Below are 12,655 nucleotides of genomic sequence, written 5' to 3' on the forward strand. Positions count from 1 at the left end.
CCGAAAGCCGCCCGGTCAGACGGCGCGGACCAGCAAGTCGCGGATGGCTTCGCCCAGCGCATCCATGCTGTCCTGCTTGCCCATCACCTCGCTCACGCCGGCCGCGGCAGCGTCGGTGAGCAGCTGGTCGTTCACGTGGCCGGAGATGATGGCGATCTTCAGCCCGGGGCGCAGGCGGCGGATTTCGATGGCCGTTTCCACGCCTGAGAGACCGGGCATGTTGTGGTCGCTCACCACCAGATCGACAGGCACCTCGGGATGGGTGTGCATCCATTCGAGTGCGGCCTCGCCCGACTCGAAGGTCGTGGCCTCGTGGCCGTGCTTGCGCAGCAGGCGCCCCACGAGAAACACCAGGGCTTCGTAGTCGTCGATGTAGATCACGTGTTTGCCCGCCGGAGCGGACTTGGCGATCGCTGGCAAGGTCGGTGACGCGGCTGACAATGCCTCACCCGCGGCGCCCTCCGCCGCCAGCGGCAGGTACACATCAAAACGTGTGCCCTCACCGGGTCGGGAATGCAGGTCGATCGCGCCGCGGTGCGCCTTGACGATGCCATGCACCACCGCCAGGCCCAGACCCGTGCCGGTGCCAGGCGCCTTGGTGGTGAAGAAAGGCTCAAAGATGCGCCGCTGTGTCTCGGCATCCATGCCCGGGCCGTTGTCGGCCACGCTCAAGCAGGCATAGGCACCGCTGGCCAGACCACCCAGTTGCAGGGCCTGAGAAGCATCCAGTCGCACATCGCGCAGCGCCACCGTGATGTCACCGGAACGGCCCTCCATCGATTGCCAGGCGTTGGTGCACAGGTTCATCAGCACCTGCTGCATCTGCGTCGCATCCGCCAGCACCTGCAGGCTTGAGGACGGCAGGCGCGTGACCAGCTTCAACCCAGCGGGCAACAGCGAACGCATGAGGCCCAGGGCTTCTTCAACCAGTGGCTTGAGCGGCTGGCGCTGCATCTCCTGGGTCTGGCGGCGGCTGAAGGTCAGGATCTGCTGGACCAGCTGGCGCGCGCGAATGGCAGCGCGGTTGATCTCCGCCAGGCTTTCCTGAGCCGGGTGGTGTTCGCCCACATCTTCGCGCGCCAGCACCAGGTTGCCCAGGATGGCGGCGAGCAGGTTGTTGAAATCGTGCGCCACACCGCCGGCCAGCGTGCCGATGGCTTCCATCTTCTGCGACTCGCGCAACTGCACTTCGAGCGTGTGCTGCTGGGCTTCGGCTTCCTTGAGTTCGGTGATGTCGGTGTGCGTGCCCACCATGCGCAGGGGCTGGCCCTTGTCGTCCCGTGCGATCACCACCCCGCGCGACAACACCCACTTCCAGCTCCCGTCCTTGCAACGGATGCGGTGTTCGTTGCGGTAGACCGGCACCAGCCCGTCGAAATGGGCCTGCCGATCCAGCTGCATCTGCTGCACATCATCGGGGTGGGTGCGGGCATCAAGCTCGGCCGAGAGGTTGGCGATGTCGTCTTCGGCGTAGCCGAACATGGCCCTGATGCTGTTGGAGAAAAACTCCTCGCCCGTGCAAATGTTCCAGTCCCACACACCGTCACCGGCACTCTCCAGCGCCAGTTTCCAGAGCGTTTCGCTGGCATGCAGAGCCGTCTCGGCCTCCTTGCGCGCGGTGATGTCAAGCAGCACGCCCACACGCTGGGTTCCCTGACTGTCGTGATTCACGGCGCTGGATCGTTTGTAGACCCATTTGATGCGCCCGTCAGGCAGAACAATGCGGAACTCGCCAGACAGGCTCACAGGGGCTTGCTTCACCGCTTCTGACTCGGCCTCCAGCAGTCCCACATCGTCGGGGTGGCGATGGCGGGTGATCAGCATCGGGTCCCGCTGCAAATCTCCGGGTTCGAACTCGTAGATGCCGCGCACCCCGGAGCTCACAAAGTCATAGCGGCGCATGCCGTCATGTGACTGGTGCAGCGAAAACACCATGCCGGGAATCTGGTCGGTGATCTGTTCGAGCTGTTCCCGGCTGGTTCGCAAGGCTTGCTGTACCTGGATGCGTTCGGTGATGTCTTCAACCGTGCCTTCGTAGAACAGCACCTGTCCCAGCGGGTCGCTCACCGAGTGGGCGTTTTCGCTGATCCACACCCGTTCACGTGTCTTGTGCCGCCAGATTTCAGAAATGAATCCCTTCACAAAGCCATCGCGCTGCAACATCGCCACAAACTCCGCACGGCGCCCTGGCTGCACGTACCACTCGGTGGCAACATCCTTCACACCCAGGAGAAGCTGCGCTTCATCTTCATAGCCATTGAGGCGCACCAAAGCCTGATTGGCGCGCAGCATCTGCCCGTCGGGCAGGCTGCGGTAGGCCCCGATGGGAAGGAAGTTGAAGAGGGAAGAGAAGTCTCCGTCGGACGGAGAACGTGTCGGCGTCATGCGCCCGATTGTGTCGCAATCCCTGGTTTTTCTGGCGTTTCACACCGTGGCTGCGGGCCTGCCGGTACAGTGGCTTCTTCCCGTCAGTGTCCAAGGATCTGTTTTGCAACTCACCCGCATCCTCGCCATTCGCCATGGCGAAACCGCCTGGAACCGCGACACCCGCATCCAGGGCCACACCGACATTGAACTCAACGACCACGGTCGCTGGCAGGCGGCCCAACTGGCCGAAGCGCTGCGCGACGAACCCATCGCCGCCGTCTACGCCAGCGACCTGCTGCGGGCCCATGAGACCGCGCAGGCCGTGGCCCGCACCCGAGGCCACGCCGTGACCACCCACCCGGGCTTGCGCGAGCGCTGCTTCGGCCGCTTCGAGGGTCACACCTGGACCGAGCTGGAGCAGCGTTTTCCCGAGGAATCACTGGCCTGGCGCAAACGGGTGCCCGACTTCGCACCACCCGGGGGGGAGTCCCTGCTGCAGCTTGAAGCGCGTGTGGTGCCTGCGGTGGAGGAACTCGCGGCGCGACACCCGGGCGAACAAATCCTGGTCGTCGCGCACGGCGGCGTGCTCGACATCCTCTACCGCGCTGCCACGCGCCTGGACCTGCAGGCGCCGCGCAGCTGGGAGCTGACCAACACCGCCATCAACCGCCTGCTGTGGTCGCCCGAAGGCCTGAGCCTGGTGGGCTGGGCAGACACCAGCCACCTGCACAAACGACCGGTGACTGCACTGGACGAACGCCATGCATGACACGGCAATCACAGCACGCTGGCAACGGGCGCAGGCCTGCATCGGCCATGGCGTGGACACGATCGACACCCCTTTGCTGGTGATCGACCTCGACGCGATGGAGCGCAACCTGGCGCGCATGGCAGCCTTCGCCAGCGAACACGGTGTACGCCTGCGCCCGCACGCCAAGATGCACAAGAGCGCCGAACTCGCGCGACTGCAAATGAGCCACGGTGCCGTGGGCGTGTGTGTGCAAAAGACCGACGAAGCGCTGGCATTGGCCCACGCCGGCGTGCGCGACATCTACATCAGCAACGAGGTGATCGCCCCGGCCAAGCTGCTGCGACTGGCGCAAGCCGTGCGTGACCTGCCGACGAAATTTTCCATCGCGGTTGACAGCCTCCTGGGCGTGACGCGCCTGGCGCAAGCCTTGCAAACCGCCGGAGTGGACACGCCCGCCAGCCTGGACGTGCTGGTGGAGATCGATGTGGGGCACGGTCGCTGCGGCGTGGCGCCGGGTGCCCCGGCGGTGGCGCTGGTGCAGGCGATCTCAGCCCACCCCGTGCTTCGCTTCGCCGGGCTGCAGGCCTACCACGGTGGCGCGCAACACCACCGCACGGCCGCCGGGCGCGCCGAGGCCATGGCCGCGGCCACCAACGCCGTAGAAGCCACCCGAGATGCCTTGAAGACCGCAGGCTTCCACGTGCCCCTGGTCACGGGCGCAGGCACAGGCACCTTTTTGCTGGAGGCCGGCAGCGGTGTGTGGGGCGAGTTGCAAGTCGGCTCCTACCTCTTCATGGACGCCGACTACGCGGGCAACGAAGCCACGCCACTGGCGCCGGTGTTCGAACACGCGCTGTTCGTGAAATGCCAGGTGATGAGCCTCAACGCGGCGCACGCGGTGTGCGACGCAGGCCACAAAAGCCATGCCATCGACAGCGGCATGCCCAGCGTGTGGTTCCCCTCCGGTCTGAGCTACGCCAGCGGTGGCGACGAACACGGCGTGTTGCGCGCCCAAGGTGGACATCCACTGCCCGAGCTGGGCGAGGTGGTCTGGCTGGTACCGGGCCATTGCGACCCCACCGTCAACCTCCACGACTTCATGGTCGGTGTGCGAGGCGGCCTGGCGGCCGGGGTGGTGGAGCGCGTGATCCGGGTGGACACACGCGGTTGCCTGGGCTGAAGCAGCCCTGACCCGACAGGGTCAGAGCGCAGAACTCAAGACTCGGCTGTTGCCTTGGCGTAGTGGCCGATCAAGGCCAGCAACTCGTCTTCGGCGTAGGGCTTGCCCAGGTAGTGGTCGACACCCAGTTCGCGCGCGTGCTCGCGGTGTTTCTCCGCGATGCGCGAGGTGATCATGATCACTGGCAGATCGGACAGGCGTGCGTCACTGCGGATGTTGCGCACCAGGTCGAAGCCGTCCATGCGCGGCATCTCGATGTCGGACAGCACCACCGTCGGACGCTCAGCCTGCAACTTCTCCAGCGCCTGCAGACCATCGGCCGCGAGCGTGACCCGGTAACCTTCGCGTTGCAGCAGGCGCTGCGTGACACGGCGCACGGTGATGGAATCGTCGACCACCAGAACCAGCGGGACCGCATTGACCGCCAGATCCATCGGCATCGGCGCGTCGGCCGGCATGTCCCTGGCCAGCTTCTGCTGTACGGCCACCCAGGCGCGCACCTGTTCGCCGTACACGGCCGCCAGCGCCACCGGGTTGTAGATCAGCGCCACAGCACCCGAGGCCAGCACCGACATGCCCGCCAGACCCGGCAAACGCGAGAGCTGGGTACCGAGGTTCTTGACCACCACTTCCTGGTTGCCCAGCACTTCGTCCACGTGCATGGCCACCCGCTGTGCTGCGCTTCGGAAGATGATGACCGGCAGGGTGCGGCCTTTGGATTCGAGCGATTGCACCGACGACTGCAGCAGGGCGCCGGTCCAGAAAAACGGCACAGCCTCACCCGCCACCGTGAGCGAGCCGCTGGCATATGCCTTGGCCAGTTCGTCGGCGCTGACACGGCGCACCAGCTCCACCAGATTGGACGGAACGCCCAGTGTCAGGGACCCGGCACGCAGCATCACCACCTGCGTCACGGCCGTGGTCAAGGGGAGCACCAGTTTGAAGTTGGTGCCCTGTCCGGCCTGCGTGGCAGTCTCGATGCGGCCACCCAGGGCCACCACATCGTTGCGAACCACGTCCATGCCGATGCCCCGGCCAGCCAGCTCGGAAACTTCTCGCGCCGTGCTGATGCCAGGTTCAAACACCAGCTGCGCCGCTTCGGCGTCGCTGAGGTTTGCCTCGGGTGCGATCAAGCCCTGGGCCGTGGCCTTTTCGCGCAGGCGCGGCAGGTCCAGCCCGCCACCGTCGTCGGCGAACACCACCGACACGTCGTTGAGTTCCTGCGCCAGCGTGATCTCGATCTGGCCCTCTGCGGGCTTGCCGGCGCTCAAGCGGTTTTCGGGCGACTCGATGCCGTGCACCACGCTGTTGCGCAGCAGGTGTTCAAACGCCGCGGTCATGCGGTCCAGCACGCCGCGGTCCATCTCGATGTTGCCGCCGGTGATGTCCAGGCGCACCTGCTTGCCGGTTTCCTTGGACGCCTGGCGCACCACGCGGTACAGGCGCTCTGAGATGCCTTCAAATTCCACCATGCGGGTGCGCAGCAGGTCACGCTGGAGTTCGCGCGTCTGCCGGCCTTGGGCCACGAGGCTGTCTTCGGTCGATTCCACCGCGCGCTGCAGGTTGCGCTGCACGGTGGCCACGTCGTTGACCGACTCGGCCATCATGCGGGTGAGTTCCTGCACGCGCGTGAAGCGGTCGAACTCCAGCGGGTCGAACGACTGGTCGGCGTCGCGGGCCTGCGCCAGGCGCGACTGCATCTGTGTCTCGGCCTGCAGCTCAATGTCGCGCAGCTGGCCGCGCAGACGGTCCAGGTTGCCCGTGAGGTCTTTCAGCGAACCACGCAGCGTCACCAGTTCGGACTCCATGCGTGTGCGGGTGGTCATCACCTCGCCGGCCTGGTTCACCAGTCGGTCCAGCAGTTCGGGTCGCACACGAACGGCAGCACCGGCGCGTGCCAGCGCCGCAGTGGGCGCGACCGGCAGAACGAGCCCGTCCATGGTGCGGGTTTCCGTCAGCTGGGGTGCCGATTCGGCCTGCACGTCCGAGGCCACAGGCTCCAACAACGGGGCCGGCTCGGACATCACCTGTTCGGGCGCGGTCTGCACCACGTCGCTGGATTCGGGGTCGCTGTTGCGCAGGACCTCAAAGCGCGCGCTGATGTCGTCAAAGGCCGACTGCAGAGGCTCCAGATCCGCGCCGCGCTGAACGTCGGAGCCGAGACGCTCCGCCGTGGTTTCCATGCGGTGCACCATTTCGCCCAGGCGCAAGGCGCCGGCCAGGCGCGCACTGCCCTTGAGCGTGTGGAGATTGCGCAGCACCTCCGAGCGGGCGCTGCCGTTGTCGGGGCGCGCCACCCATTGGCGCAAGGCACCTTCGAGTTGCGGCAGCAGTTCCTGGGCTTCTTCGGCAAAGATCGGGAACAGGTCAACGTCGATCGTGTCCAGCACATCGATGTCGTCGTCAATGTCCTGCACGTGGCCGTGGCCCACCCGGTGGGTGTCGGCGTGAGGCGCCACAAAGTCGATCGAAGGCTCGGCCAGTGACGGCAAGTCAAAGGTCGTCAGCGGGGCAAAGCTCGACGCGGGGGCCTCCGGTGGCGTGAAGGCCGGCTCGTCATGGGCGGGCGCTTCGGGTACCTGCATGTCGCCCAAAGCTTCTTCGACCGCCAGCCCGTCGACCTCGGGCAATGTGTCGTCCAGAGCCCCTTCGGGCTGCGGCAAAGGCTCTTCGGGCACCGGGTCGTGCACCACCCGGTAGAGCGCGTCCATCAGCTGGGGATCGGGCTCCTTGAGGAAGCCGGCCGCAAACTGGTGCAGCAAGCGGCGAATGTCCTCCGAAGCATCCACAAACAACTGGGCCTGCTCGGCGGTGGCCTGGCTGCCCGCCCGCTGGTGGTGACTCACTGAACCCAGGGCGTGCTCCAGCGCGCGTGCAATGTCGGACAGCGACTGGAAACCCACCGTGGCGGAGCTGCCCGCCAGGGAGTGAGCCAGGGCTTCGGTTTGCTCCGGCACCGGTTCGTGGCGTTCCAGCGCCCACTCGGCCAAGCCGGTGCACAGGCGACGCGACCACTCATCGGCCTCATTGAGGTACACGTTGTACAGCTTGAGCCCGATCCGAAGCGATCCGATGACCCGGGTCTGCTCATCGGGCATGTCCTCGGTGGCCGTCGTTGCGGGCGCGGCTTGCAAGGGCTCGGCATGTTGCTGAGCCGGCTCGCGGGAATCCGTTTGCAACGCGTCAGGCTCCACCTGCGGCGGCGGTTCGTCCGCCAGCCCAGCAACTTCTGCAGGCGCGACTTCTTTGGATGAGAACGCAGCCAGACTGCCGAAATCAATGTCGTCAAACATCTGCCCGACGTCGGGCACGCTGCCGGCGGGCTCTGGCGATGGTTCGAGGTCGAGGAAGGCTGTGTCGAACGCAACCTCCTGAGCTTCGGTCGCCAGCGCGAGTGGTTCGTCGGTCGCGGGTCCAGCATCTGCAACCTGATCAAACGCAGGCAAGTCCAGATCCAACGTCTCGACCGAGTTCACCGGTTCAACGGTCGGTACTTCCACCGGCAAAGGCTCGGCCACGAGGCTCGCGCCAACAGGTTCAGCCTGTGACTCGGTTGCCTGAGCCAAAGGCAGGAATCTGCCCTGGTCTCGCAAAGCCTCGGCGCTGACCTTGAAGGGCTGTGCCTTCCAGGTGCTCTCGCGCCGCGCTGAAATGTCGTCCACCCAGCGCGCGAATTCGGTCATGGCATGACCGGTCAGCATCAGCAGCGGTGGGCTGGCAGGGCGTTGTTCGGCCAACACGGTGTTGAGCAATTGCTCCATGGACCACGCGGCCTGGCCAAACTCTTCAAGCCCCACCATGCGCGAGCTGCCCTTGAGGGTGTGGAACGCGCGCCGCAGCGTGGTGAGGTGTTCAAGATCGGCGGGCTGCACCTGAAGGTGGCCCACGGCATCGAGTCCGTTGCCGACCACCTCGCGGGCTTCTTCCAGAAAGATGTCCAGCAGATCGTCTTCGTCGTTGTCCTCACCCGACGTGTCGACCTGCTCCCGCTCGTTTGCTGGCAAGGAGGCCTCGGAGAGACCGACCAGCGCCTGGGCACCCGCAGCGGCGTCGTTGCCCACCACCGCGCCAGCGGCTTCACGCGCGGCTCGGGCCACACCCGACTGCTCTGCCAGCGTGGCTTGCTCTGCCAACGAGTCGAGTTGCTGGCTCAGATCCACCAGGTTCAAACCGCCCTGGACATCGCTCACCACCTGCTGCACGCCCTCGCTGATGGCCCTGGCTTCGTCGCGCACCGGCGGGTGCCGAAGCTCGGAGCCGGGCGCACGCCCCATCAAGGGCAGCAGCTCGCCTTTTTCTTCATCAAAGACAAACAGCTTCTTGGCCAGCGTGGGCTGGTAATTGAGCATGTCCACCAGCAGGCTCATGGCACTGAGGTTGTTCCCCAGTTGCTGGAAAGTGCCGGCCTCGCGGGCCAGGGCCTCGTCCACCTCGGTGTCGAGAATTTGTTCGACCATGGTGCGCATGCGGGTGACCGCGTGCACGGCGTGGTCCAGGCCCAGCACAGACAGCACACCGCGCATTTGAGCCAGCTGTGACACGGCCACGTGCAGGCCGGCTTTCTCTTGCGGCGTGCGGAAAAACTGGTCGAGCGACTTCTCGACGTCGCCCAGCGACACCTTGAGTTCCCCCACCACGCTGCCCATCGTCTGGCGATCGCTCACCCGGCGGTACAGCTGCTCCATCCAGGTGTCCAGCGGCTGGGCGGGCTGACCCGCCATCACGGCCTCCAGGCGGCCAGCCAAGGCCTGTGTGCGCTCGGTCAGCTCGGGCGCGCTGGGATCAAAGTCTTCAAACGCGGCTTCAAGATACAGGGTGGTGGTGGCCACTTCCATGGCCAGCTCCGGGCTCACACCACCGGGCTCGCGCACGGCGTGGTCGGCCGCCTTGACCAATGCCTGCGCCAGCAGCGTGCTGGCCGGATGCAGCTTGAGCAGAGAATCGCCGATCAGGCCAAACTGGTCGGCCACCTGGCGCGCTCGGCTGGCATCACCACCAGAATAAAGGGACCAGGCTTCTTTGGCCGCATTGATGCGCTTGCGAGCCTGTGCCAGCAAGGCCGGGTCGTAGCGACCCAGGCTGGCAACGCGGTAGTCCACCGCAGGCGGAACGCCCAAGCCGAAGGCCTTGCGCACGGCCGCCAGCTGGGGCGATTTCAGTTCGGACACTTCGCTGGGCTGCGCGCAGAAAAAGAGCAGGTCGTGCAGCAAGGTTTCTGACACCTGCGACTTGCCTTGCGACAAGGTCACGAACTGCATCAGGACCCGGGAGAAGGCGCGCTTGACGTACACGTCGGTGGGCAACAGGCGCTGCGCCACAGCTTCAAAGAAACCGGCGGCCACGCGCCAGAAGGTGCGTGTGCGGGTGTTGTCCGCGCCCACCGAAAGACCGGCGCAAAGCTTGACCAGTTGTTGGGCGGCGGCCTGGCTGTCGGTCTTGACAACCAGCAGCACCAGCCGGTCAAACAGCGAACGGATCGATGCGTCGCAAGCCAGAGGTGTGCGGTCTGCGGGCGCGTCGACGTCCATGCCATGGTGGTCAAACGGCCACAGGTCTGCCGGGTGCACACGCTCGGCTGCAGCCAGTTCCTGCACTTCGCGGTACTGGGAGAACAAGGCCACCGGTTGCACCGGCTTGTTGTTCAACACCGCTTCGAGGTATTCGATCAGGGCGAAACTGGCGCGCTCAACTTTGGCCGCCGCCGCTTCGTTGCAGGTTTGCGGGCGCTGGACAAAGCGCTGAACGGCGGCCTCCATGGCCCGCAGCACATGGGCTGGCGCGCCCAGCCCGACCATCTCCAGCGCCCCCACCGCCTGGTGCAGCTGCTGGCGGGCCTGGCGAAGCGATGCCGGGTCCACCGCCTGCAAGTCGTCCAGCCGGGATTGTTCGGTTTCACGGACAAACCGCTTGATGGCCTTGTTGGCGCCATCGAGCGATTTGCGCAGTTCTTCGAACACCCATGCCAACGGACCGAGGTCGGCGACAGGGGGTTCCATCTGCAGACTGTCGGTGGCGGTGTCGAGCATGTTGGTCTTGGAGTAATGGTCCGACTGGGGCGATCAGGCGATCTTGAATCGCGACACCGACTGGCGAAGTTCTTCGGCCATGGCCGAGAGCTCACGCACCTGCTGCGCCGTGGAGCGGGTGCCTTCACCGGTCTGCTCGGTCACGGCAAAGATGTGCTGGATGTTGCCCGCCACCTCGTTGGCCGAATCGGCTTCGCGGGACGCGGCGTTGGAAATCTGCTCGATCAGCTCGGCCAGCCGGCGTGACACGCGATCGATCTCGGACAGCGCGGTACCGGCGTTGTCAGACAGCTTGGCCCCTTCGACCACACCCTGCGTGGATCGCTCCATGGCGGCCACGGCATCCTGGGTGTCGGTCTGAATCGCCTTCACCAGCGCCGAGATCTGGCGCGTGGCATCGGCTGAACGTTCGGCCAGTCGCTGCACCTCTTCGGCAACCACCGAGAAACCTCGACCCGCCTCACCGGCCGAAGCCGCCTGAATGGCCGCGTTCAAGGCCAGCACGTTGGTCTGTTCGGTAATGTCGGAGATCAGCTCGGTAATCTCGCCAATTTCTTGCGACGATTCACCCAGGCGCTTGATGCGCTTGGAGGTTTCCTGAATCTGATCGCGGATCGAGTTCATGCCGCCAATGGCGTCCTGCACGGCCTGCAAACCCGACTCGGCAGCTTGCAGCGAAGCGCGGGCCACCGTGGCGGATTCTTGCGCCTGACCCGACACCTGGTTGATTCGCTGCGCCATGTCCAGCACGGACTGACCGGTTTCACGAATCTCCCGCAGCTGTTCGGTAGAGGCGGCAAGCAGCTCGGTGGAGGTGCTTTCCACCGCCGACGTGGTTTGCGCCACGCGCGTGGCCGTGGCCTGCACGTTGCCCACCAGCGAACGCAGTTCTTCCACAGTGTAGTTCACCGAGTCGGCGATGGCGCCCGTGATGTCCTCGGTCACCGTGGCTTCCTGCGTCAGGTCACCTTCTGCCACTGTCTGCAGTTCGTTCATCAAACGCAAAATGGCGGCCTGGTTGGCGTCGTTCACGCGCTTGGCGTCCTGCTCCAGCGATTCGGCAGCCACGCGCTGCGATTCAGCAGTGAGTTGGCGCTGACGGCTTTCCTGAAGCTGCACATACGCCAGCCCACCAGCGCACAGCAGCGCAAACAGTGCCGAGAACAACAGGGCACCGAACTCGCCTCCGCTCAAGCCCGAACGCGAGGTCAGCGCCGATTGGAGCTCTTGCAGACCCAGGCGAAGGGGCTCGCTGTCCGCAATGATGCTGGCCTGTGCTTCACGGGCCGACACCAGGCCTTGCAGGTTGCCCAGAATCGCGCCGGCTTCCACTCGGGTTTGTTCGTACAGCTTGAGCAAGGCGTCCAGACGCTCGCGCACCTGCTCGTCCCGAGCTGCAGCGAGGCGCAGCTCTTCACTGCCGCCCAGCAAACCCTCAGAAATTTCCTTGAACGTGTTCAAGTCCTTGCCCAGCAAGAACACCGCTTCCGGACTCACGCCTTCCAGTGTCAGGAATTCGTTGGCCGACTTGCCGATGCGCTGGGTCAACATCACGAGCTGACCCGAAGCCGAGATTTCGGCAGCGGGCGCGTTTTGCTGAAGCTTCAGCGACGAAATGGTTTCCGCAATCTCCAGCAGGTCGGAAGACTGGCGGTTGATGGTGCGCAATGCGCTACCCACTTGGGTCAGGATGGCTTCTTGCGCCAACACGGCAGAAGCATTGCTTTCGGCTGTATCGATGCGTGGAAGGAGTGCATCCAGCTGGGCCGTGTACTCGGGACCCAAGGCATCGATGGACAGACCGGTGTCGCCCTGCTTGAGGCCGCGAAGACTGCGGGACAACACGTCCGAACTGTCACGCACCTCGGGGAACGCAGCCGGGCTTCCGATCAAGGCCTGTGAAACGCTTTTTGCCAGACGCTGGGACTGCATGAGCGCCTGACCGCTGGCGGCCAGCTGCTGGCTGACCTTTTCCGTCTGGCTCAACACGAAGAAGGTCACGGCACCCAGCACCACCAAGCCAAACGCCAGCAAGACCGCCAGGGTTCGCTGGTGCTGTTCTGCAGGCCGGCGCCCCAGCAGGGGAACCGAGATCAAACCCGCTTGTTCAGCACCTTCCTCGTCTTCGGACAGGAGCAGGTTGCCCGAAAAATCGTCCACCCGCGGGTCGGGCGCGAGGCGCGCGGCAGCCAACTCGGCTGCCTCCTCGTCGGACACGGTGGGCAAGTCGCGTTCATCATCGGCTTTTTTCTTGAACAGTCCCTGGAATCGATCAAGCGTGGCCATGTAAACACCTTCCAACAGAAAACTAAGGAGAAAAGAAGACCGTGT

The 12,655-nt window shown here is 65.1% G+C and carries 5 protein-coding genes; 2 read left to right on the forward strand and 3 right to left on the reverse strand.

Translation table 11 applies throughout. The annotated features are described in order from the left end of the window. Nucleotides 1-15 precede the first annotated feature (15 nt). The gene (locus tag Q0C59_RS00140; protein ID WP_291210124.1) at nt 16-2,385 is read right to left on the reverse strand and encodes a PAS domain-containing sensor histidine kinase; all 2,370 of its coding nucleotides are present in this window, start codon (nt 2,383-2,385) and stop codon (nt 16-18) included. Between the two features lie 103 nt (nt 2,386-2,488). Here Q0C59_RS00140 and Q0C59_RS00145 point away from each other — a divergent pair, with 103 nt between their 5' ends. Both Q0C59_RS00145 and Q0C59_RS00150 read left to right on the forward strand, forming a co-directional pair. Beyond that, on the forward strand, nt 2,489-3,136 hold the full coding sequence (locus Q0C59_RS00145) for a histidine phosphatase family protein (RefSeq protein WP_291210126.1): 648 nt from the start codon (nt 2,489-2,491) through the stop codon (nt 3,134-3,136). Then, a complete protein-coding gene (locus tag Q0C59_RS00150) occupies nt 3,129-4,298 on the forward strand; it encodes a DSD1 family PLP-dependent enzyme (protein WP_291210129.1) in 1,170 nt (389 codons plus the stop codon). The genes Q0C59_RS00145 and Q0C59_RS00150 overlap by 8 nt, the downstream gene beginning before the upstream one ends. 35 nt (nt 4,299-4,333) lie before the next feature. Here the strand turns inward: Q0C59_RS00150 and Q0C59_RS00155 are convergent, their stop codons facing one another. Next, nucleotides 4,334-10,324 (reverse strand): Hpt domain-containing protein, encoded by a 5,991-nt coding sequence (locus Q0C59_RS00155; RefSeq protein WP_291210131.1) that lies wholly within the window; start codon nt 10,322-10,324, stop codon nt 4,334-4,336. 33 nt (nt 10,325-10,357) lie between these two features. Next, nucleotides 10,358-12,610 (reverse strand): methyl-accepting chemotaxis protein, encoded by a 2,253-nt coding sequence (locus Q0C59_RS00160; RefSeq protein ID WP_291210134.1) that lies wholly within the window; start codon nt 12,608-12,610, stop codon nt 10,358-10,360. Nucleotides 12,611-12,655 lie beyond the last annotated feature (45 nt).

The organism is Hydrogenophaga sp. (assembly GCF_022844385.1).
Taxonomy (GTDB): domain Bacteria; phylum Pseudomonadota; class Gammaproteobacteria; order Burkholderiales; family Burkholderiaceae_C; genus Hydrogenophaga.

What these genes read in the sequence shown, in the direction of transcription:
- Q0C59_RS00150 (WP_291210129.1), top strand. Translation starts at nt 3,129, where the DNA reads ATGCATGACACGGCAATCACAGCACGCTGGCAACGGGCGCAGGCCTGC.
- Q0C59_RS00140 (WP_291210124.1), bottom strand. Translation starts at nt 2,385, where the DNA reads ATGACGCCGACACGTTCTCCGTCCGACGGAGACTTCTCTTCCCTCTTC.
- Q0C59_RS00160 (WP_291210134.1), bottom strand. Translation starts at nt 12,610, where the DNA reads ATGGCCACGCTTGATCGATTCCAGGGACTGTTCAAGAAAAAAGCCGAT.
- Q0C59_RS00155 (WP_291210131.1), bottom strand. Translation starts at nt 10,324, where the DNA reads ATGCTCGACACCGCCACCGACAGTCTGCAGATGGAACCCCCTGTCGCC.